Consider the following 21,256-nt stretch of genomic DNA (forward strand, 5'->3'; position numbering starts at 1 on the left):
TTTGGAACAAGGCTGCGCGCAGCCGCGAAAGAATAATGCACGCCGATACATCCTCCCAAACCCAGCCCGTGGTTGCGCGGCTGGAAGATTTCGACACCCGCTCCGGCAATGTGGTGGAGCGCGCCTTCTTCAACCACCGTCCTTGGGTGATGGCGATCTGCCTGGCCTTGACCCTGGTGCTGGGCTGGCTGGGGACGCACCTGCAGCTCAATGCCAGCTTTGAAAAAACCATTCCCACCAGCCACCCCTACATCGTCAACTACCTGGCGCACAAGGGCGATCTGGCGGGGCAGGGCAATGCACTGCGCCTGGTTGTGCAGGCCAAGCAAGGCACGATTTTCGACAAGAGCTATCTGGACACACTGCAGAAAATAAACGACGAGGTGTTTCTGCTGCCGGGTGTGGACCGGCCGTTCATGAAGTCGCTGTGGACCTCGAACACGCGCTGGGTAGCGGTGACCGAAGAGGGGCTGGATGGCGGCCCAGTGGTGCCCGACAGCTTTGACGGCAGCCCCGCCAGCCTGGCCGAGCTGCGCGCGAACGTGGAGCGCTCCGGTGAGATCGGCCAGCTGGTGGCGGGCGACTTCCAGTCCAGCATCATCTTCGTGCCTTTGCTGGACCGCAACCCGCAAACCGGCAAGGCGCTGGACTACGGTGACCTGTCACGCCAGATCGAGGTCATACGCGCCAAGTACGCCAGCGACAAGCTGCAGATCGGCGTGACCGGCTTTGCCAAGGTGGTGGGCGATTTGATCGAGGGCCTGCAGCAGGTGCTGCTGTTCTTCCTGTTGGCGCTAGCCATCACCACCGTGGTGTTGTACGGCTATACCCGCTGTGCCCGCAGCACGGCTCTGGTGGTGGCATGCTCGTTGGTGGCTGTGGTCTGGCAGTTTGGTTTGCTGGCGCTGCTGGGCTATGAGCTGGACCCGTATTCCATTCTGGTGCCATTCCTGGTGTTCGCCATCGGTATGAGCCATGGCGCGCAGAAGATGAACGGCATCATGCAGGACATAGGCCGTGGTACGCACCGCGTGGTGGCTGCGCGTTATACCTTTCGCCGCCTGTTCATGGCCGGGCTGACGGCCCTGCTGTGTGATGCTGTGGGCTTTGCAGTGCTGGTCATCATCCAGATCAAGGTGATCCAGGATCTGGCGGTGATTGCCAGCATAGGCGTGGCCGTACTGATCTTCACCAATCTGGTACTGCTGCCGATTTTGCTGTCCTACACCGGTGTTGGAGCCAAGGCTGCGGCGCGTAGCCTGCGTGAAGACGCGGTGCAGGACGGCACCCAACGTGCCTGGCTGTGGGCGTTGCTGGACCATTTCACACAGAAGCGCTGGGCGGCTGCGGCGATTGTGGTCTCCACGCTGATGGCGGTGGGCGGCTACGCCGTGAGCCTGCAGCTGAAGGTGGGTGACCTGGACCCCGGCGCCTCCGAGCTGCGCCCCGACTCCCGGTACAACCGCGACAGCGCCTACCAGATCGCGCACTACGCGGCCAGCGCCGACATCCTGACGGTGATGGTCACCACGCCGGAAGACCAGTGCACCAGCTATGGCACATTGGCCAAGCTCGACACCCTGGCCTGGGGGCTGGAGCAACTGCCTGGCGTGGAGTCCACCAACTCCATGGCGGCGCTGTCCAAGCTGGCCATGGTGGGCTACAACGAAGGCAACTTCAAGTGGTTCGAATTGCTGCCGAATGACGGTGCACTGGGTGGCGTGCAGACGCGGGCGCCGCGCGAGCTGTTCAACCAGAACTGCTCCTTCCTTGCGCTGTATGTCTACCTGAAGGACCACAAGGCCGAGACCTTGTCCCGGGTGGTCGCCGAGGTGGAAAAGTTCGCCGCAGTCAACAACACCGACGCCATCCACTTCCAACTGGCAGCCGGCAGCGCGGGCATCGCCGCGGCCACGAACATCGTGGTGGCCAAGGCCATGCACGAGATGCTGCTGTGGGTGTATGCCGCTGTAGTGCTGCTGTGCTGGATCACCTTCCGCTCATGGCGCGCGGTGCTCGTGGCGGTGCTGCCGCTGGTGCTGACTTCTATTCTGTGCGAGGCCTTGATGGTCTGGCTGGGCATGGGCGTAAAGGTGGCCACGCTACCGGTGATTGCCCTGGGCGTGGGCATAGGCGTGGATTACGCGCTGTATGTGCTCAGCATCACCTTGGCCCGCATGCGTGAAGGTGCCAGCCTGTCGGACGCGTACCACCACGCGCTGCAGTTCACCGGCCGCGTGGTTATGTTGACTGGCATCACCCTGGCACTGGCGGTAGGCACCTGGGCGTTTTCGCCTATCAAGTTCCAGGCCGACATGGGGATTCTGCTGGCCTTTATGTTCATCTGGAACATGGTGGGGGCCTTGGTGTTGCTGCCGGCGCTGGGCTACTTTCTCCTTCGGCCTGCCACGGCTGAGAGGGTGGCGGGCGTCCAGAGCCGGGTCGCGGCATGAAACATATGCGTATTCAAGGGGACGAGACGTGATCGATTCATACATTTTGGTCGATGGAGTCCAGGTGCGGTACTGCGACTCGGGTGGTGCTGGTCCGGTCGTGCTGCTGCTGCACGGCATCGGCGGCTCGCTGGAACTCTGGTCGGCGCAGTTTGCCGACGCCAACCTGGGCATGCGTCTGATCGCGCTGGACCTGCCGGGGCACGGTCTGTCCGGCTTCGGTCGGCAGCCGTTCGCGCCCAAGACCTTTGCTGTCTTCGTGTGGAAGTTTGCCGATGCGCTCGGCTTGCACAAGGTGCATCTGGCCGGTAATTCCTTGGGTGGGGCCATTTGCCTGCAGATGCAGGCCCAGCAGCCGGCGCGGGTGCAGACCGTGCTGCTCGCCGCGGCGGCCAACCTCGGGCGCGATTGCCCCGTGCCCTTCCGGCTGATGACGCTGCCTGTGCTGGGCACGCTGATGTCGCGGGCTGGCCCCATGGCCGTCACGCAGCAGATTCAGGCCATCTTCGGCCTATCGTTTGTTGTCACCGACGAGTTGCGCAAGACGATAGAGCGCAACGTGATGCGACCTGGTACCCAGGCCGCCTTCCTCGCCATCTTGCGGCGGATGACGGACCTGGGCGGGCAGCGTGCGTCGCTGGTGGCCGATGCGCATACGGCGCTCGCTTCGGCCTCGGTGCCCCTGCTCCTGTTGCATGGCCGGCAAGACCGCGTGATTCCGTTCGCGCATTCGGAGCACGCGCACACGCTGGCCCCGGCGAGCCGGTTTCAACTCGTCGATGACTGCGGCCACACGCCGCAACTGGAGCAGTCCGCCGTCTTCAACGCCGCTTTGCGGGCGCTGGTCGTCGAGGCCTGAGAGCTACCACCTAAGAGCAAGCAAAATGATGAACGATCTCCCGACCCTGGCTTCGGCCGATTTGGACCCGGCTTTGGCCGGATTTCTGGCCCAAGCCGCCGCCCAGGGCAACCCGCCCCTAGAGAGCTTGCCACCGCCTGTGATACGGCAAATTTACCGTGAGCAGGCGCAGGCCCTGGGCCTGCCACCCCCCGGGATTTGGCGGGTGTTTGACACCGCCATTACCGGCCCTGGAGGAGCGTTGCCCTTGCGTGTTTATGCGCCCAATACCGCGGGGAGCCAGCAGCCTTTGCCGCTGGTGCTCTACGTACATGGCGGCGGTTTTGTGATGGGTGATCTGGAGACCCATGACAACGTCTGCCGAACCCTGTGCCACCATGCCGAGATGCTGGTTGTTGCTGTGGATTACCGGCTGGCGCCCGAGCATCCGTTTCCGGCCGCGCCCGACGATGTGGAAGCCACATTGCGCTGGCTGCTGGCTAACGCCGGCAGCCTGGGTGCCGACCCCCAGCGCATTGCCGTCGTGGGCGACAGCGCGGGCGCGCAGCTGGCTTTGGTAGCGGCGCGGCGGGTGAAAGCCGCCGCGGTGCGCGCGCTGGGTCTGATTTACCCAGTCGCCCAGCACCCCGACGAACCCAGTCCTTCGTACCAGGAGAACGGCGAGGGCAAGTTCCTCACCATGGACGCGATGCGCTGGTTCATTGCCAGCTACCTGGGCGGGCAATCGCCCGGGCATCCCGATATGGCGCTGTTGCAGTCTGACCTGGCGGGCTTGCCCGCCACCTGGCTCGCCACCATGGGGCACGACCCGCTGCGCGACGAAGGCCATGCGCTGGCCCTGCGCGCAACAGCGGCGGGTGTGGCGGTGGCCCATCAGCATTACCCCGGCGCCATCCATGCGTGCATCCATTTCAGTGCCGTGTCGCCTCTTGGCTTGCAAGTACTGACCGATTTGGCGCAGTGGCTACATAAAAAGATTTAGCACCGCAATTCGGCTTGTGGCCAAGTTTTTTATCGTGACTTTGGGCCGCTTCTCTGGCATATCCTGTCCGGCGTTGTCGCACATTCTGGCCCGCGACTCAGCACGTTGGCTGGTTCTGGTTGCTCTGTACCTGAGGAGTACGCCGGCCCTGGCCCATGTCAAATGGTTTGCCGACTGGAGCGTGGTGATTTGCCCGCCGCGTGACCCCATGCGGGTATTGCGCATGCCGCTGTGGCAGGCGTTTTTTGTAGCTGCCATCTTGGTCATGAGCTTGCTGGGCTGGCTGGATGCGCGTCTGGCCCGCACCGCCTATCGCTGGAAAAAAAGGCTGGACCATGTCCATGCAGCTGTCATGCCGTATGCCATGCTGGTGCTGCGGCTGGGTCTGTCGCTTTACTGGATGATTGTGTCGCAGACCCTTCCAACACCGGTTTACCTGACACCCGAGCTGGCAGCCCCGGCGGGTGTGCGCTGGCTGCAGGTGGCCTGTGCGGCGGCGGTGCTGCACCGCTTCAGCAGCTGGCTGGCCGGGCTGGGCATGGTGTCGCTTTACGCCATGGCAACGCTGCAGCATGGCTGGTTTCATTTGTTGGACTACCCGTTGTTTCTCGGTTTGGGCGTCATCTTGCTATTGCCCGCCATTGGCAAACGTGAGGATGATGCCTTGTCGCTGGACTTGCTGCGCTGGTGCGCGGCCATCACGCTAATGTGGGGCGGCGTTGAGAAGTTTGCCTTTCCGGAATGGAGCTTCGGCATGATGCAGTCCATGCCGGTGCTGAGCCTGGGCGTCAGCCCCGAAGCGGCCATGTATATGTATGGTTTTGGTGAACTGGCGCTGTCTTTTGCATTGCTTCTTTTTGGTGTTGGCAGCCAGATAGCGGCCATTTCGCTGCTGCTGGTGTTTGTGTTGGCCGTGCTTCCGTTTGGCTGGGTTGATTTTGTGGGGCACAGCGGCATTGTGGTGGCTCTTGCGTTGCTGGGCCTGACCAAACCACGTCTGCACGTGCTGCGGGCCACAGCATTGCGCAATGGTTTTCTGCATGGCGGGGCTTTTTCGGTGGCCGTAATGGGTTTGTGGGGGCTGTATGTGGGTTTGCACGCGGTGTATGTGCAAAGCGTATTGCCTGACCCCCAGGCCGAAATGCAGGCCATTGCAGAACGGGCGAAGGTGCGTATCGCCCAATCAGGGCGCCAGTAGGTCGGATTGAAAGTTCGGCAAACGCCGCCACCGAACATGAGTCGCCATGCTGTAGTTGCCGCAGTTGGCACGCGCGCTGGGTGCTGGATATGAACTGAAAGGACGTTTTGTGACCGCATATAGCTTATGCACCTGGGGCAAGGTGGTGGGGCACACTTTTGGTGAGATGGGGTTGACGCGCCTGCCCAGGGTTTTCGGGTAGACCTGCAGCAACGTGCCTAGGGCACGCTGGCCTTGTCGCTGAAGAATTTGACACCGTCCTGTGTGAATGGCGGGTTCCATGCTGGTCCCGCGCGGCAGGGCTATTTTCTATTGCTCAATGCGCTGGGCCGCATCACGGTATCGCAAGGCGGACATTCCGTGCTGCTGGGGCCGGGCACCTGACCGTGGTTTGCCAGGCGGAACCGTACCGGCTGCGCTTTGACGAAGCTCACCGCATGCAGGTGCCGGTGGTGCCGGAGTTGGATGGCTAAGGTGACTGGCGGCGAGGCGGGCAAGCAGGTGTTGCTGCAATACGGCTTTGACTACACCGCCGTCTTTGCCATTGGCTGGAGCGACTTGCACCACGTCATCTGCGTGCTACACGACCGCAGCGACGCCGTGCAAAAAAAAAAGAGCGTCGAACAGTGCTGCAACCAGTTGATTGATGATTTTGCGGCCGAGGGCTATGGTATTTACGGCACCACAATTGCGGCGATGGATAAGGTGGCTGATGCCTATGACCCGGTCAAGCGCGCGGTGGACCCAAACAATATCATCGCTCCGGGCAAGTAGGGAATTGACCTACATCGCCAAGGATGAGATGAGGGCGCGGCGTGTTGTGGTCTTGGCTTGTCCGGCTGCACTCGTGGGTAAGTGCTTTCCCTAGGTTTTTTGGTGTGCAATTTAGTTATGATAAATAATCAAATTGAACAACTGAGATCGCGAGAAAATTGCCTATGCCCGCCTACATTCCTTATGGAATTTACTGGTCCTCTCCGTTCGCCAAATGGCAGGGCGCACTGTCCAACCTGAATGCCTTGCCCTTGGCGGCCCATACCGGCAAGCAGGCGCTGGCAGCACGCGGCTATGACATGGCGCAGATCGACCTGGCTATTTTGGGACTGACCAATCCGCAAAAGGGCAGCTTCTACGGCCTGCCCTGGGTCACCGGCATGATGGGCATAGACCGCGTGGCTGGCCCGACCATCCAGCAAGCTTGCGCCACCAGCGTGCGGGCCCTGCAAATGGCCGCGCAGGAAGTGGTTTGTGGCACGGCGACCAGCGCGCTGCTGGTGATGGCCGACCGCCAGTCCAACGGCCCGGTGGTGTACTACCCCGATTCCAGCGGCACCGGCGGCTACGGCATCAGCGAACATTGGGTGCCCGACAACATGGGCCATGACCCGTATGCTAAGAACCCCATGCTGCAAACTGGCGAGAACGTGGCTGCGCGCTACGGCATCAGCACCGCCGAGCAGCATGATCTGAAGCTGCACCGCTACACGCAATACCAGCAGGCGCTGGCCGACGACCGCGCTTTCCAGAAGCGCTACATGGCCGATGTGCCGCTGAGCGACTCCAAGTTTCGCAAGCAGACCGGAGTGCTCAGCACCGACGAAGGCATCTTCCCCACCACCGCCGAAGGCTTGGCCAAACTCAAGCCGGTAAAAGAGGGCGGCACCGTGACCTACGGCGGTCAAACCCACCCGGCCGACGGCAATGCCGGCGCCATCGTCACCACGCGCGACTTGGCCCACGCGGCGGCCGTCAACCCGCACATCGAAATCGAAATCCTGGGCTTCGGCATGGCCCGTGTCGAGCCCGGCTACATGCCCATGGCCCCATCACCGGCCAGCTTCAACGCCCTGAAGAACGCCGGCCTGACCATCAAGGACATTGACGCCATCAAGACCCACAACCCCTTCGCAGTCAACGACATTGCCCTGGCGCGCGACACCGGTTTTACCTGGGAGAAGATGAACAACTATGGCAGCTCCATCATCTGGGGCCACCCGCAAGCGCCCACCGGTCTGCGCGCCATCATCGAACTGATTGAAGAGCTGGTGCTGCGCGGCGGCGGCACCGGCATGTTTACCGGCTGTGCAGCCGGCGACAGCGGTTACGCCACCATTCTGCGCGTCACCGACAGCAGCCAATAAAGTACAGAAACACACTATGAAAATCATTACTGCCGCCCAAGCCGGCGCCCTCATCCAGGACGACGCCACCATCTTCCTCGGCGGCCTGGCCGTCACCAGCCTGCCCGAAGAAGTGCTCAAGGGCGTGGAGCAGACCTTTCTGGACACCGGCCACCCGTGCAACGTCACCACCTGGGCCTGCGGCGCGATTGGCAACAGCAAGGACGCCGGCATGGTCCACTTCGCCCACCCCGGCATGATCAAGCGCACCGTGGCCGGCCACTTCGGCCAGACCGGCGCCGAGATGATGAAGATGGTGTTTGAGGGCCAGGTCGAGGCCTACAACTTTCCGCAGGGCAGCCTGTCGCACCTGACGCGCCACATCGCCAGCCGCAGCCCGGGCCTGCTGACCAAGGTGGGGCTCGGCACCTTCGTCGACCCGCGCATCGAAGGCGGCAAGCTCAACAGCAAGTCCACCGAGGATCTGGTCAAGCTGGTCGAATTCAACGGCGAAGAATGGCTGTTCTACCCCACGCCGAAGATTGACGTGGCCATCATCCGCGGCACCGTGGCCGACGAGAACGGCAACATCACCCTGGACAAGGAAGGCATGCTGCTGGAGCAGATCAACATTGCCCACGCGGCCAAGGCCTGCGGCGGCATCGTCATCGTGCAGGTGGAGCGCATCGTCAAGGCCGGCACGCTGCACCCCAAGGCTGTGAAGATCCCCGGCGTGTCGGTGGACTACGTGGTGCTCAGCAAGCCCGAGAACCACATGCAGACCATTGCCACCCAGTTCAACCCCGCGCTATGCGGCGATGTACGTGTGCCGGTCAACTCACTGGAGCCGATGGCGCTGGACGAGCGCAAGGTCATCGCGCGCCGCACGGCAATGGAGCTGACTCCCGGCGCCATCACCAACCTGGGTATCGGCATCCCCGCCGGCGTGCCATCGGTGGCGGCGGAAGAGGGCGTGGCCGACCAGTTGACCTTGAGCATCGAGAGTGGCATCACCGGCGGCATCCCGGCGCAGCTGGGCGACTTTGGCGTGGCCTACAACGCCGACGCCATCATCGAGCAGTCGCTGCAGTTCGACTTCTACGACGGCGGTGGCCTGGACGCCAGCTTTCTGGGCCTGGCCCAGGCCGACAACTGGGGCAATGTGAACGTCAGCAAGTTCAACGGACGCCCGGTCGGCTGCGGCGGCTTCGTCAACATCACCCGCTCGACCAAGAAGCTGGTGTTCTGCGGCGCCTTCACCGCTGGCGGGCTGGAGGTCAAGGTGGCCGACGGTCAGCTGACGATCGTCAAAGAAGGCAAGGCGCGCAAGTTCATCGAGAAGGTTGAGCAGATCACCTTCAACGGGCATGACGCCGCCCTGCGCCAACAAGAAGTCTTGTTCGTCACCGAACGCGCGGTGTTCCAGCTGACCACCGACGGCCTGGAGCTGACCGAGATCGCCCCCGGCGTGGACCTGGAGCGTGACGTGCTTGCGCACATGGGTTTTAAGCCGATCATGAAGAACGTCAAGACAATGGATGCGGGTTTGTTTCGCGCCCAGTGGGGCGGCTTGGCCCAGGCCATGGCCCAGAAGACCGTGCGCGCCGAATAAATTGCGTGCTGCGGTGCTACGTTTTACCGCACTACGGTCCAAAGGCGTGTTGAAGTTGCTATAAAAATGGAAGCCTCCAGCGCAGATATCACCTGCGCTGGAGGCTTTTTGTTTTGTTTTTCTGCGCGGCGCGGCTGAATATGCGAGGGAGTGGGCTTGGAAGGGGTGGGAGCGTTGTCTGGGGACTAAAGAGGCTACGTCAGCGGATGCTTAGGTTCTATGAATTTGCCAAATAGTTCGCACAGCTTTGGCGGCCCTCGGGCGCATGATGGAGTTGTTCCATAGGAGCCATCATGAAATATGGAGAGCAAGCCGTTCGGGACGTCGAGGACTTTTGGTCACGCTTTCGCAGCCTGCCTGAGGTCAAAAGAACTGAAGAGATCGGAAAGCTACAGGCGCTGCGAAATCGCTTGGCGAGCGCGAGTGCCGGCCCCGGTCAACCAGCGTGCGACAACTATGTAGTGGAGAAGATCGTTGACCTGATCGAAGTGTGTCGCCGGCTTGCGCGCCTGCGTCAGCAGCCCTGTTTCAGCCAATGCGAGGAAGTGGCAATTGGCATAGGGGATGTGCAGTTAATTCGCACTTCGATGGCGCATCTAGGGCTGGCGGATGAACAGCGGCAGGAGCAATAAGACGCGTTGCTGCTGGATATGAGACTTGTCACGTAAGCCGTCTCATATTGTCCCAAAAAGCAAAAAAGCCTGCTATCGTTTAAATAGCAGGCTTTGCAGTGCCCATAAGGCTTGAAAGTGGTGGGTCCTGACAGATTCGAACTGTCGACCTACGGATTAAGAGTCCGCTGCTCTACCAACTGAGCTAAGAACCCACTTTAAAACTGGTGCCTGGAAGCAATTAATATTCGCTTGCGGCAAGCCCTCTATTATGCACAGTATTTCTGGCTTTTTGAAGCCCTGGCATATTTTTTTGCTTTGTCTATGGATGTCCTTCAGGCAAATGCCTCAGTGACTGTAGTCTCTTGCGACACAATGCCCAGCAAAGTGCTTGTCCGCACAGCGTGCCGGCAGCCGGTGAATCAAAGAGGGATGTTATGGGTGAGATGCAGAAGGGCGCCTCCGCCGCGGCGGGGCCGCGTATCAGTACCGTGGGGCATGCGGCCCTGGACCATTGCTTTGACATCGACCAGTTCCCCTCGCAACCCACCAAGACGCCGGCACAGTCTTACCGCATGGTGTCGGGAGGCATGGCTGCGAATGCCTCGATTGCAGCGGCTCGTCTGGGCGCTCGGGTCCGCCTGTTTGGTGCGGTGGGTGATGACGAGGCGGGGCGTTTTCTGGCCCAGCGAGTGCACAGCCTGGGGGTGGATTGCTCTGGCTTGCAACGCGTACCCGATGCCACCTCGTCCATCTCGGCGGTGGTGATTGACGCGCATGGTGAGCGCCAGATTTTCAATTGCCGTGGCGATGCTTTGCGCAGGGCGGCACCTTTGGACGTGGCCCAGCTGCAGGGTTCCGATGTGGTAGCGGTGGACCCGCGTTGGATGCCGGGTGCCCTGGTGGCGCTGCAGTGGGCCAAAGCGCAGGGGGTGCTCAGCATGCTGGACGGTGACTTGTCGCCGCAGGAGGATTTGCGAGTCTTGAGCGCCTTGGCTGATTGGTCGGTGTTCTCGGAATCTGGCCTGGTGGCGTTTGCGCCCGATGTGCCGCTGGCTGCCGCGTTGCGGCGGGCGCTGGATGCGGGTACGCAGGTGGCGGTGGTAACCCTGGGGCCACGCGGCGTGTGCTGGATGCGGGCGGGTGACGGCAGGCTGCACAGTCTGGATGCTTTTGCCGTGAAGGCGGTGGACACCAACGGTGCCGGCGATGTATTCCATGCCGCCCTGGCTGTGGCTTTGGCGCAAGGGCAGGCCGACCGCCAGGCCCTGCGTTTCGCGGCTGCGGCTGCGGCATTGAAGGTGCAGCGCACCGGCGGTGTGGTCAATGGGCCAGACCGTGCGGCGCTGGATGCCTTTCTGGCCGCGCAGTCCTAGCGCTTACATGATCAGGCCGTTGTCGCCTCCCAGCACCACGTAGTTCACCTTGCGGATGTCCATCAGCTTATGGCCGCCCGAATAGCTGATGGAGCTTTGAATGTCCTGTTGCATCTCCACCAGCGTGTTGGCCAGCGGGCCCTTGATGGGCTCCAGGATGCGCTTGCCTTCCACGTGTTTGTACTCGCCCTTGTTGTGGTCGCTGGCTGAGCCGTAGTACTCCTTGTAGAGCTTTCCGTCCACCTCCACCGTCTGGCCAGGAGATTCTTCATGGCCGGCCAGCATCGAGCCCACCATGACCATGCTGGCGCCAAAGCGGATGGACTTGGCGATATCACCATGCTCGCGGATACCGCCGTCGGCAATGATGGGTTTGGTGGCCACGCGGGCACACCACTTCAGGGCCGACAGCTGCCAGCCGCCGGTGCCAAAGCCGGTCTTCAATCGGGTGATGCAGACCTTGCCCGGGCCTATGCCCACCTTGGTGGCGTCAGCGCCCCAGCTTTCCAGGTCGATCACGGCTTCGGGCGTGCCCACGTTGCCGGCGATGATGAAGGACGCGGGCAGCTTTTGCTTTAGGTAGGCAATCATCTTTTGCACTGTATCGGCATGGCCGTGGGCGATGTCGATGGTGATGTATTCCGGCACCAGCCCGGCGGCGGCGAGCTGATCCACCGTCGCGTAGTCGGGCGCCTTGACGCCCAGCGAAATCGAGGCGAACGCGCCGCGCGCATGCATGTCGCGCACAAACTGCACATTGTCCAGGTCGAAGCGGTGCATCACGTAGAAGTAGCCGTGCTGGGCCAGCCAGACGCACAGCGGCGCGTTCACCACGGTTTTCATGTTTGCTGGCACCACCGGGATGCGGAAGCTGCGCCCGCCCAGCGTGACGCTGGTGTCGCATTCGGCGCGGCTTTCTACCCGGCATTGGCGGGGCAGCAGAAGGATGTTGTCGTAGTCGAAGATTTCCATGGAGTTCCAGCTTTCTTGAGGTGAGAAGGTGGAGCGCTTGGACTGGAGCCGGCTGCAGGGGCTGCATTGCACAGCCCACAAAAAACCGGGCGGCAATAGCTTGGGCCCGGTGCTTGATTCTAGGCGCCAGGTGGTTTGACACTATGTGTGTTGGCGCATGACCTTTATGGCAGTAGCTGATTAATATGCGGCCATGGCCGTTGCTTTCAAAATTCCGGAATCCGTGCTGGTGGTGATCCACACGCCAGCGCTGGACGTGCTGTTGATACGCCGTGCGGATGCGGACGAACATTGGCAGTCCGTCACCGGCAGCAAAGACCATTGGGACGAGGACTTTACCCACACTGCCGCGCGCGAGGTGGCCGAGGAAACCGGCATACGCTGCGGCGTCGGGAGCCTGCTGGAGGCGGGTTTGCGTGACTGGCAGCTGGAAAACGTCTACCCCATCTACCCCCAATGGCGGCACCGTTATGCGCCTGGTGTGCTACTGAACCGCGAGCGACTTTTCGGCCTGCAGGTGCCGGCGGGTACTGTAGTGCAACTCCATGCGCGAGAGCACACGGCCTACCAGTGGTTGCCGTACCATGCAGCAGCGCAAGCCTGTTTTTCACCATCTAACGCGGAGGCCATCCTGATGTTGCCCCGATTCATGCCATGACTGTCTTACGCGTAGCAACCTACAACATCCACAAGGGCGTACAGGGCCTGGGGCCGGCACGCCGGCTGGAGATCCATAACCTGGGTCATGCGGTAGAGCAGCTGGACGCCGACATCGTCTGCCTGCAGGAGGTGCGCAAGCTCAACCGCAGCGAGCAGGACTACTTCACCCGCTGGCCCGACATGCCTCAGGCCGACTTTCTGGCCCCCGAGGGCTATGAGGCCGTCTACCAGACCAATGCCTTCACCCGCCACGGCGAGCACGGCAACGCGTTGCTTTCGCGCTGGCCGGTGGTCTGGCACAAGCACGAGGACATCTCCGACCACCGCTTCGAGCAACGCGGCCTATTGCACGTGCATGTGCTGGTGGAAGACGTACCGGTGCATGTGATCGTGGTGCATCTGGGGCTGATTCCGGCCAGCCGGGCGCGCCAGGTGCAGCAGCTGGCGGCCTATATTGCCCGTGAGATTCCCCCGGATGTTCGGCTGGTGGTGGCCGGCGACTTCAACGATTGGGGCAGCCAGATGCGCCTGGCGCTGAACCGCATCCAGATGCACTGCTTCGACAAGTCGGGCGTGCGCACCTATCCCTCGCGCCTGCCCCTGGCACAGCTGGACTATGTGTACGCGCGCGGCATGCAGCCGTTGAGCCTGGAGGTGCCGCGTGGGCGCATCTGGTGGCGGATGTCCGACCACTTGCCCCTGCTGGCTGAATTCAGGATGTGACATGCCACGCCACCGAGCCCATTTGCGCGGCGGTCACCAGCTGGCATTGTTGGAAGGGAGCCGGGAATTCTTCCCTGCCTTGGTCAGTGCCATGGATGCTGCCCGCCACACGGTGCAGCTGGAGACCTATATTTTCGACTTCACCGGCGCCGGCGCCCAGGTGGGCGAGGCCCTGGTACGCGCAGCGCAGCGTGGCGTGCGCACCCAGGTGGTGGTGGACGGCCTGGGCACGGACGAGCCGTCCGCCGAATGGCGCATGCGGCTGGACCTGGCCGGCGTGCGCTGGCGGGTGTTTTCTCCGGTCAAGCTTTGGGGCCTGCTGCTGCCCACGCGCTGGCGGCGTCTGCACCGCAAGCTTTGCGTGGTGGACGGCACGCTGGCTTTTTGCGGTGGCATCAACATCCTGGACGACTTCCACGACCCTAGCTACGGCGTGTTGGCCGCGCCGCGTTTCGACTTCGCCGTGCAGGTGACGGGTCCGCTGGTGGCGCAGATCGCCTCCACCATGGATGTGCTGTGGCAGCGCCTGCAGGCCGTGCGCGATTTGCGCCAGCATGCCTTGCACGACGCGGTCAGCACCCTGCTGTCGCCGAAATCGCGGCCTCTTCCTGTTGCTACTGAATTTGTAGCTGCTGGCGCAGGTACTACCAGCGCTGCACTCGTTTTACGTGATAACTTGCGCAGCCGCATGCGGATCGAGGCGGCCTATTTGCGCGCCATTGCCAAGGCGCAGCGCGAGATCATCATTGCCAACGCCTACTTCGTGCCCGGCTTCCGCTTGCGCAAGGCCCTGGTGGAGGCGGCACAGCGCGGTGTGCGCGTGCGCCTGCTGCTGCAGGGGCGCTACGAATACTTCATGCAGTACTACGCGGCCCGGCCGGTGTATGGCGTGCTGCTGGGGGCGGGGGTGGAGATCTTCGAGTACGAGCCCAGCTTTCTGCACGCCAAGGTGGCCGTCATCGACGGCGATTGGGCCACCGTGGGTTCGTCCAACCTGGACCCGCTGAGCCTGTTGCTGGCGCGCGAGGCGAATGTGGTGGTCTCCGACAGCAGCTTCGCCGCCAGTCTGCACGGGCGGCTGCACCGCGCAATGGAGGAGGAGGGGCGGCCCATGGACCCGGCCCAGTACGCCAGCCGCCCTTTGCGCCAGCGGGCCATGGAATATGTGGCCATGCTGGTGATGCGCTTGATGCTGCGCGTCAGCGGCAAGCGTTACTGATCCGGCTCCTATCTACCGTGCGTCAGCCGTGGCAGGCTGGCGCCCGCGCCGGATAGCTTGAACACCGCCACCGCCTGGGCCAGGCGCTCGGCCTGGTCGCGCAGGCTTTCGGCGGCGGCGGCAGACTGCTCCACCAGGGCCGCGTTTTGCTGGGTCATCTGGTCTAGCTGGTTGACGGCGGTATTCACCTCGGCGATGCCGCCCGACTGCTCGGTGGATGCGGCGGTGATTTCGCCAATGATGTCGCTGACACGCTGCACCGAGCGCACGATTTCGTCCATGGTGCTGCCCGCGTTTTGCACCAGTTGCGCGCCGGATTCGATTTTGGTGACGGACGCACCTATCAGCTGCTTGATCTCCTTGGCCGCGTCGGCGCTGCGCCCGGCCAAGCTGCGCACCTCGCTGGCCACCACGGCAAAGCCACGGCCTTGCTCACCGGCGCGGGCTGCTTCCACGGCGGCGTTCAGCGCCAGGATGTTGGTCTGGAATGCAATACCGTCGATCACGCCGATGATGTCGGCAATCTTCTTGGAGCCCTGGTTGATGTCCTGCATGGTGGCCACCACCTCGCCCACCACCGAGCCACCGCGCGCGGCCACGGCGGCGGCAGACGCCGCCAGTTTGTTGGCCTGCTGCGCGGCGTCGGCCGACTGCCGCACGGTGCTGGTCAGCTCCTCCATGCTGGAGGCTGTGCGTTGCAGATTGCTGGCGGTCTGCTCGGTGCGGCTGCTCAGGTCCTGGTTGCCGGTGGCAATCTCGTTGCTGGCGTTGCTGATGCTGTCCACCGACGAGCGCACCTGCGACAAGGCCTGCAGGTAGCGTTGGCGCATGGCTTCCACCTCGTTCACCAGCGCGCCGATTTCGTCCTTGCGCTGGGTGACGAAGGTTTGCGTCAGGTCGCCATGGGCCACGGTGGTGACGGCACGGGTCAGCTCCTCCAGCGGCTGACTGACATTGCGGCGCACCAGCAGATACAGGCCCACGCCCAGCAGCAACGTGGTGGCGGCCAGCAGGCCCCAGATCACGCCCATATTGCGCCAGTATTCGGCCATGGATTCGCTCTCGGACACCTCGGCCACCAGCCAGCCCTTGCCGGACTGCGTTTTGCGCATCAAGGCCCAGCGGTTGTCTTTTTGCTCAGCCAAAAGCGGGTAGGCATTGCGCACATAGCCGTCAGGCGCGGTGGACAGCTCTTGCAGGAACTTCTCGGCCTGCGGATAGGCTTCCAGTACCTTCTTGCCTTTGGCTGTGGGGTGGGCGACGAACACCGCGTCTGCCAGGGCGTTTTTGGCATCGATGTAATAGATGCCGCCGGTGGCAAAGAAGTGGGACGTTGCCACCTGTTTTTCCAGCGCGGCCTGCTGCAGCGAAATATCGCTGCCGACAAACAGAATGCCCACGATGGCGCCGGCTGCATTTTTGACCGGCTCGTAGTGCGTCATATAGGGCTTGCCGAACAGCACGGCTGGGCCGGTATAGCCCTGGCCGGCCACGACCAGCTTGTAGGCCGGGTGGTTGCGGTCCAGCAGTGTGCCCATGGCGCGCGTGCCGTCCTGCTTCTTCAGCGAAGTGGTGACGCGCATGAAGTCTTCGCCCTTTTTGGCAAACACCGTGGCTACGCCGCCGCTTTCCTTGCTGAACTGGTCCACCAGGGTGAAGTCGTTGTTCAGCACGGTGCCGGCGTTACTGAGGTCGCCCGTGGTTTCATCCAGCGCCAGTGCGGGGTCGAATTTCTGGCGGAAGCTTTCGAAGTCGCTTTGCACGGTGCTGCGGTTGATCTGGTCATAAGCGTCGGCCACGGCGACCACGCTCTGCACCTTTTCCTCCACCGACTTGACCATCAGCGACTTGGTACTGTTGTGCTCCAGCCAGCCAATGGTGATGCTGACGGCCAGCAGCACGACGGCAAGCCCGCCCAAGGACACAAGTGCCAGCTTGCGCGCGACCGATTGGTGAGGGGTGGCCGGAGGGGTATTCATAAGCAGGCTTTCAGATAGGTCGGGTGAAACCATGAGTCTCCGGTCTCTGGAGGCTGTCCAACTGTAGGTAGTTGCCACATTTCGTGCAAGCCAGGCCGTAGGCGCGAGCTTGCGTGTCTGCTGATCGCCACCCCGTGCATGCGCAAATTGCTATTTATTTAATAGCTGCTAGCGCAGGTTTTATCTGCGCTGACGGCCTGTTTTTTATCAAAGTGCTGGCTGTGCGCGCCGCCGGGTGGGGTCATACGCCTGACATTTGTGTTTTCAACAATGCGGCATCACCCACGAGGTGTTCACGATTACCCACGAATGGAGAGTTTGCATGGATCGCCGCCTGTTTTTGAATGCCACCACCGCTGTTGCCGGTGCTACTGCCTTGCCGTTGCGCAGCTGGGCCCAGTCCGCCCCGGCCGTTATCACCCGTGACGCCATGCGCCCGCAGATGGCCCAGGGCATACAGAGCGGCGACCCCAAGGCGGACGGCGCCATCGTCTGGACCCGCAGCGACCGCCCGGCGCGCCTGTGGGTGGACTGGTCCACCACCGCCAGCTTTGCCAACAGCACCCGCGTGCGCGGCCCGTATTTGATGGAAGACAGCGACTTCACCGGCCGCCTGGACCTGGCGGGTCTGCCATCTGGACAGGAAATTTTCTACCGCGTGATCTTGCAAGACCTGCACAACGAACGCGTGATGTCCGAGCCCATGGCCGGCCATCTGCGCCTGCCGGTAGCGGCGGGCACCCGCCCGCTGCGCGACGTGCGCTTCACCTGGAGCGGCGACACCGCCGGTCAGGGTTGGGGCATCAACGAGGCCTGGGGTGGCATGTCCATTTATGACCAGATGCGCAAGGTGAACCCCGACTTCTTCCTGCACAGCGGCGATACCATTTACGCCGACGGCCCCATCAGCGCCCAGGTCAAGCTGCCCGACGGCAGCATCTGGAACAACATCGTGACCGAAGAGGTCAGCAAAGTGGCCGAGACCTTGAATGAATACCGTGGCCGTCACCGCTACAACCTGATGGACGCCAACATCCGCCGCATGGCCGCCGACGTGCCGCAAATCTGGCAGTGGGACGACCACGAGGTCACCAACAACTGGTCGGACTCCAAAGACGTGAGCGGCGACCCGCGCTACACCGAAAAGAACGTGCCCCTGCTGATGGCGCGCGGTGCCAAGGCCTTTCTGGAATACGCGCCGCTGCGCCGCACCGCCGATGTGGAAAGCCAGCGCGTCTACCGCCACCTGCCCCAGGGCCCGCTGCTGGACATGTTCGTGGTGGACATGCGCAGCTACCGTGGCCCCAACAGCGCCAACCTGCAGACCAGCGAAACGCCCGAGAGCGCCTTCATGGGCCGCCCGCAGGTGGACTGGTTGCTGGACGGCCTGAAGCGCAGCAAGGCCACCTGGAAGGTGATCGCCGCCGACATGCCCATCGGCCTGCAGGTGCCGGACGGCAAGGACGCCGAAGGCCGCGACAAATGGGAAGCTATTGCCAACGGCGACAACGGAGCCCCACGTGGCCGCGAGATCGAGATCGCCCGCCTGCTGCGCGAGATCAAGCGCGCCGGTATCCACAACGTGGTGTGGCTGACGGCCGATGTGCACTACACCGCTGCGCATTACTTCGACCCGGCCAAGGCCCAGTTCAGCGACTTTGCGCCGTTCTGGGAATTCGTTTCCGGCCCGCTGAACTCGGGCAGCTTTGGCCCGAACAAGGTGGACGACACCTTCGGCATGCAAGTGGTCTACCAAAAGGCCCCGCCGGAGCAGAACACCGCCCCCTCGGGTGGCTACCAGTTCTTCGGCCAGGTGGACATCGATGCCAAGACCAAGGCCATGACGGTCACGCTGAAGGACCTGACCGGCGCCTCGCTGTACGCCAAGACGTTGGCGCCCCAGCGTGCTTGATCGCGCCTGAGTCCGCTCAGGCCTTGCGCCGCACCTCGGCTAGCACCACCACGGCCAGCCCCGCCAGCACCAGGCCCAGGCCTATGAAGGCGCCGGTGCTGGCCGCCTCGTGCAGCACCAGCAGGGCCAGGCAGAACGCCACCAGGGGCTCGGCCAGGGCGAGAGTGACGGCGGTGGCGCTGCTGATCCAGCGCAGCGCGTGGCTGAACAGCAGGTAGGCCATGCCCGTGGCGACCACCCCCAGGTAGCCCACCACGGCCCAGTCGCGCGGGCCGGGTGTCACACTGCCCGAGATGGTCCAGGCCACGGGCACGGCCAGCACGGCGGCTGTGCCGAACGCAGCCAACGTCGCCATGGTGGGTGAAGTCGCGTGCACCAGACGCTGGTTCAGCAGCGCGTAGACGGCATAGCTCAGGCCGGCTAGCAGGCACAGGGCGATGCCTTGCAGGTTGGCCGCTGCGCCGCTGGTGGACGTGCCAGACAGCACCATCAGGCTGCCGCCGCCCACCGCCAGCAACGTGCCCAGCCACCAGCTCCAGGCCGGCAGCTGGCGCGTCAGCAGCCATTGCAGCAGGCCGGCCCACAGCGGGCCGCTGCCCAGGGCGATGGCCGTACCTATGGCCACGCCCGTGGCCTTGACTCCGGCGAAGAAGGCCAGGTTGTAGCCGGCCACGCTGGCACCGGCCAGCAGCACGCTCCAGCCGGGCAGGGCGCGCCAGCCCTGGCACAGCTGCGTACGGGACAGTGTGGCCAGGGTGACTGCGCTGAAAAACGCCGCTGCCACCACCAGGCGCAAAGCGCCTATCCAGTAAGCCGAGAGGTGCGTAGGGACCAGGCTTTGGGTGGTGCCGGTGGTCCCCCACAGGACGGCGGCGCCCAGGACCATCAGCGTGCCGGAAAGAGATTTGTTTTGCATGCCGCCATGCTGGGGCAGGGCGGGGCGCCGATTGTCGAGAAACTCTTGTTCTCGGGACCTTTTTAGGATTGACGCAGCTGTTTGGCCCCCACCTGGCAGTCGCGCCGCAGCGCGTAGGCCAAGGCACTGGCCGTGCGGTAGCCCAGCTGCAGCGCCGCCGTTTCCAAGGGCATGCCGGCTTGTATCCACTGCATGGCCCGGCGCAGGCGGCGCGCGCGCAGATAGGCCTGGGGCGTGGTTCCGCTCAGCTCCAGCAGCCGGGCATGGAAGCGCTGCGGGCTCAGAAAGAACATGGCTGCCATGCGCGCCGTGGTCCAGTCTTCGTGCAGGGCCGCGTCCAGCGCCTGGTCCAACTCCTGCAGGCGCAGGCTGCGGCGCTGCAGCACCTTGGGGGCTTGCAGTATGGCGGTGAGCTGGTCCGCCACCATGTCTACGCTGCCCAGCGTAGCGGGAACGGCAAAGCGCCGCATGCGCTCCAAGCCGGCATGGGCTGGCACATCGGCCACCCACATGCGGGCATTGGCGCTGGCCAGAAAACCATGCGCCACCCCGGCCGGAATCACCACCCCGCAGGCGGTGTCGGCAAAGCTGGCCTGGCCACCAATCTCCAGCTCCATGCGGCCTTGTACGGCAAACATGACCTGGGCGTAGTTGTGCGCGTGCGCCATGTGTTCACCGCTGTAACTGCGGATGTCGCAACGGGCGAACTTGGGAGCGGGCATGGGGCGCAAGTCTACAGATCTTGGCGAGCGCCGGGGTTCGCAAAACTTTGCAGATGGCATTGCCTGTTGACCTACATACGCGGACAAGCTTAGTGGTATACCCTTGCGGTTCTGTCGCCTCAGGCGCCTGTTTTCTTTCACCTCACCTTGATTGGATCTACCCATGCTGAACGGAAAAACTGCTCTCGTCACCGGCTCTACCAGCGGTATTGGTTTGGGCATTGCCCTGGAACTGGCCAAGCAGGGCGCGAACATCATCCTGAATGGTTTTGGCGACCATGCCGGCCCCAAGGCCGAGGTCGAGGCGCTAGGGGTCAAAGTCGGTTACAGCGGTGCGGACATGAGCAAGCCCGCCGAGATCGCCACCATGATCGACTACGCGAACACCGAGTTTGGCGGCGTGGACATTCTGGTGAACAACGCCGGCATCCAGTACGTCGCACCGATCGAAGAGTTCCCGATTGAGAAGTGGGACTCCATCATCGCCATCAACCTCAGCGCCGCCTTCCACGCCACGCGCCTGGTGATTCCCGGCATGCGCGCCAAGAACTGGGGCCGCGTGATCAGCGTCGCCTCGGCCCACGGTCTGGTCGGCTCGGCCCAGAAAGTAGCCTATGTGGCGGCCAAGCACGGCATCGTGGGCATGACCAAGGTAGTGGCGCTGGAAACCGCCACCACCGGCATCACGGTCAACGCCATCTGCCCCGGCTGGGTGCTGACCCCGTTGGTGCAAAAGCAGATCGATGACCGCTCGGCCAAAGAAGGTATCAGCGTCGCGCAGGCCACCAAGGAACTGCTGCAGGAGAAAGAGCCTTCGCTGCAGTTCACCACACCCGAGCAACTGGGCGGCCTGGCCGTGTTCTTCTGCTCGCCTGCGGCCGACAACGTGCGCGGCGTGGCCTGGGCCAACGACGGCGGCTGGACGGCGCAGTAAGCCCGGGC

The 21,256-nt window shown here is 63.1% G+C and carries 18 protein-coding genes and 1 tRNA gene; 14 read left to right on the forward strand and 5 right to left on the reverse strand.

All coding sequences use genetic code 11. The features are described from left to right. The first annotated feature begins 35 nt into the window (after positions 1-35). The 8 genes from AC07O2_RS14555 (at position 36) to AC07O2_RS14590 (ending at position 9,856) form a co-directional block, all read left to right on the forward strand. Positions 36-2,453, forward strand: a complete 2,418-nt coding sequence (locus tag AC07O2_RS14555; protein ID WP_495076459.1) for an efflux RND transporter permease subunit — start codon at positions 36-38, stop codon at positions 2,451-2,453. 28 nt (positions 2,454-2,481) lie between these two features. Continuing rightward, positions 2,482-3,312, forward strand: a complete 831-nt coding sequence (locus tag AC07O2_RS14560) for an alpha/beta fold hydrolase (RefSeq protein ID WP_495076460.1) — start codon at positions 2,482-2,484, stop codon at positions 3,310-3,312. Positions 3,313-3,340: 28 nt separating this feature from the next. After that, complete coding sequence (locus tag AC07O2_RS14565) at positions 3,341-4,294, forward strand: alpha/beta hydrolase (RefSeq protein WP_495076461.1); 954 nt, start codon at positions 3,341-3,343, stop codon at positions 4,292-4,294. A 16-nt stretch (positions 4,295-4,310) separates the two neighbouring features. Further along, positions 4,311-5,492, forward strand: coding sequence for a hypothetical protein (locus AC07O2_RS14570; protein WP_495076462.1), 1,182 nt, complete (start codon positions 4,311-4,313; stop codon positions 5,490-5,492). 465 nt (positions 5,493-5,957) lie between these two features. After that, positions 5,958-6,266 carry a hypothetical protein gene (locus tag AC07O2_RS14575; RefSeq protein ID WP_495076463.1) on the forward strand — a complete coding sequence of 103 codons (309 nt, stop codon included), beginning with the start codon at positions 5,958-5,960 and terminating at the stop codon, positions 6,264-6,266. 164 nt (positions 6,267-6,430) lie between these two features. Beyond that, positions 6,431-7,633, forward strand: coding sequence for a thiolase family protein (locus AC07O2_RS14580; RefSeq protein ID WP_495076464.1), 1,203 nt, complete (start codon positions 6,431-6,433; stop codon positions 7,631-7,633). 16 nt (positions 7,634-7,649) lie between these two features. After that, positions 7,650-9,224, forward strand: coding sequence for an acyl CoA:acetate/3-ketoacid CoA transferase (locus AC07O2_RS14585; protein WP_495076465.1), 1,575 nt, complete (start codon positions 7,650-7,652; stop codon positions 9,222-9,224). A gap of 293 nt (positions 9,225-9,517) precedes the next feature. Then, on the forward strand, positions 9,518-9,856 hold the full coding sequence (locus AC07O2_RS14590; protein ID WP_495076466.1) for a hypothetical protein: 339 nt from the start codon (positions 9,518-9,520) through the stop codon (positions 9,854-9,856). 118 nt (positions 9,857-9,974) lie between these two features. Here AC07O2_RS14590 and AC07O2_RS14595 read toward each other — a convergent pair. Then, positions 9,975-10,050, reverse strand: a tRNA-Lys gene (locus AC07O2_RS14595). A 222-nt stretch (positions 10,051-10,272) separates the two neighbouring features. Here AC07O2_RS14595 and AC07O2_RS14600 point away from each other — a divergent pair. Next, the gene (locus AC07O2_RS14600; RefSeq protein WP_495076467.1) at positions 10,273-11,211 is read left to right on the forward strand and encodes a PfkB family carbohydrate kinase; all 939 of its coding nucleotides are present in this window, start codon (positions 10,273-10,275) and stop codon (positions 11,209-11,211) included. Between the two features lie 3 nt (positions 11,212-11,214). On the opposite strand, the gene AC07O2_RS14605 is transcribed toward AC07O2_RS14600, so the two are convergent. Continuing rightward, positions 11,215-12,183 carry a GMP reductase gene (locus AC07O2_RS14605; RefSeq protein WP_495076468.1) on the reverse strand — a complete coding sequence of 323 codons (969 nt, stop codon included), beginning with the start codon at positions 12,181-12,183 and terminating at the stop codon, positions 11,215-11,217. A gap of 193 nt (positions 12,184-12,376) precedes the next feature. On the opposite strand from AC07O2_RS14605, the gene nudB reads away from it, so the two are divergent. Genes nudB through clsB form a run of 3 tightly spaced genes read left to right on the forward strand, consistent with a single transcriptional unit; the run spans position 12,377 to position 14,785 of the window. Next, complete coding sequence (gene nudB / locus AC07O2_RS14610; protein ID WP_495076469.1) at positions 12,377-12,841, forward strand: dihydroneopterin triphosphate diphosphatase; 465 nt, start codon at positions 12,377-12,379, stop codon at positions 12,839-12,841. After that, complete coding sequence (locus tag AC07O2_RS14615; protein WP_495076470.1) at positions 12,838-13,566, forward strand: endonuclease/exonuclease/phosphatase family protein; 729 nt, start codon at positions 12,838-12,840, stop codon at positions 13,564-13,566. The genes nudB and AC07O2_RS14615 overlap by 4 nt, the downstream gene beginning before the upstream one ends. A gap of 1 nt (position 13,567) precedes the next feature. Beyond that, complete coding sequence (clsB, locus tag AC07O2_RS14620) at positions 13,568-14,785, forward strand: cardiolipin synthase ClsB (RefSeq protein WP_495076471.1); 1,218 nt, start codon at positions 13,568-13,570, stop codon at positions 14,783-14,785. An 8-nt stretch (positions 14,786-14,793) separates the two neighbouring features. On the opposite strand, the gene AC07O2_RS14625 is transcribed toward clsB, so the two are convergent. After that, the gene (locus AC07O2_RS14625) at positions 14,794-16,764 is read right to left on the reverse strand and encodes a methyl-accepting chemotaxis protein (protein WP_495076472.1); all 1,971 of its coding nucleotides are present in this window, start codon (positions 16,762-16,764) and stop codon (positions 14,794-14,796) included. A 322-nt stretch (positions 16,765-17,086) separates the two neighbouring features. Between AC07O2_RS14625 and AC07O2_RS14630 the strand changes: the two genes are divergently transcribed. Then, positions 17,087-18,676 (forward strand): alkaline phosphatase D family protein, encoded by a 1,590-nt coding sequence (locus AC07O2_RS14630; RefSeq protein ID WP_495076473.1) that lies wholly within the window; start codon positions 17,087-17,089, stop codon positions 18,674-18,676. Between the two features lie 16 nt (positions 18,677-18,692). On the opposite strand, the gene AC07O2_RS14635 is transcribed toward AC07O2_RS14630, so the two are convergent. Together AC07O2_RS14635 and AC07O2_RS14640 are read right to left on the reverse strand one after the other, a co-directional pair. After that, positions 18,693-19,592: a DMT family transporter gene (locus tag AC07O2_RS14635; RefSeq protein ID WP_495076474.1), complete on the reverse strand. Its 900-nt coding sequence runs from the start codon at positions 19,590-19,592 to the stop codon at positions 18,693-18,695. Positions 19,593-19,654: 62 nt separating this feature from the next. Beyond that, the gene (locus AC07O2_RS14640) at positions 19,655-20,314 is read right to left on the reverse strand and encodes a helix-turn-helix domain-containing protein (protein ID WP_495076475.1); all 660 of its coding nucleotides are present in this window, start codon (positions 20,312-20,314) and stop codon (positions 19,655-19,657) included. 163 nt (positions 20,315-20,477) lie between these two features. Here AC07O2_RS14640 and AC07O2_RS14645 point away from each other — a divergent pair, with 163 nt between their 5' ends. Beyond that, the gene (locus tag AC07O2_RS14645) at positions 20,478-21,248 is read left to right on the forward strand and encodes a 3-hydroxybutyrate dehydrogenase (protein WP_495076476.1); all 771 of its coding nucleotides are present in this window, start codon (positions 20,478-20,480) and stop codon (positions 21,246-21,248) included. The last annotated feature ends 8 nt before the right edge of the window (positions 21,249-21,256 follow it).

This window comes from Rhodoferax sp. GW821-FHT10B06 (genome assembly GCF_059415605.1).

Coding starts and splice junctions, on each gene's coding strand:
- AC07O2_RS14555 (WP_495076459.1), top strand. CDS start 36: ATGCACGCCGATACATCCTCCCAAACCCAGCCCGTGGTTGCGCGGCTG.
- AC07O2_RS14565 (WP_495076461.1), top strand. CDS start 3,341: ATGAACGATCTCCCGACCCTGGCTTCGGCCGATTTGGACCCGGCTTTG.
- AC07O2_RS14575 (WP_495076463.1), top strand. CDS start 5,958: ATGGCTAAGGTGACTGGCGGCGAGGCGGGCAAGCAGGTGTTGCTGCAA.
- AC07O2_RS14580 (WP_495076464.1), top strand. CDS start 6,431: ATGCCCGCCTACATTCCTTATGGAATTTACTGGTCCTCTCCGTTCGCC.
- AC07O2_RS14585 (WP_495076465.1), top strand. CDS start 7,650: ATGAAAATCATTACTGCCGCCCAAGCCGGCGCCCTCATCCAGGACGAC.
- AC07O2_RS14590 (WP_495076466.1), top strand. CDS start 9,518: ATGAAATATGGAGAGCAAGCCGTTCGGGACGTCGAGGACTTTTGGTCA.
- AC07O2_RS14600 (WP_495076467.1), top strand. CDS start 10,273: ATGGGTGAGATGCAGAAGGGCGCCTCCGCCGCGGCGGGGCCGCGTATC.
- AC07O2_RS14605 (WP_495076468.1), bottom strand. CDS start 12,183: ATGGAAATCTTCGACTACGACAACATCCTTCTGCTGCCCCGCCAATGC.
- nudB (WP_495076469.1), top strand. CDS start 12,377: ATGGCCGTTGCTTTCAAAATTCCGGAATCCGTGCTGGTGGTGATCCAC.
- AC07O2_RS14615 (WP_495076470.1), top strand. CDS start 12,838: ATGACTGTCTTACGCGTAGCAACCTACAACATCCACAAGGGCGTACAG.
- clsB (WP_495076471.1), top strand. CDS start 13,568: ATGCCACGCCACCGAGCCCATTTGCGCGGCGGTCACCAGCTGGCATTG.
- AC07O2_RS14625 (WP_495076472.1), bottom strand. CDS start 16,764: ATGAATACCCCTCCGGCCACCCCTCACCAATCGGTCGCGCGCAAGCTG.
- AC07O2_RS14630 (WP_495076473.1), top strand. CDS start 17,087: ATGGATCGCCGCCTGTTTTTGAATGCCACCACCGCTGTTGCCGGTGCT.
- AC07O2_RS14635 (WP_495076474.1), bottom strand. CDS start 19,592: ATGCAAAACAAATCTCTTTCCGGCACGCTGATGGTCCTGGGCGCCGCC.
- AC07O2_RS14640 (WP_495076475.1), bottom strand. CDS start 20,314: ATGCCCGCTCCCAAGTTCGCCCGTTGCGACATCCGCAGTTACAGCGGT.
- AC07O2_RS14645 (WP_495076476.1), top strand. CDS start 20,478: ATGCTGAACGGAAAAACTGCTCTCGTCACCGGCTCTACCAGCGGTATT.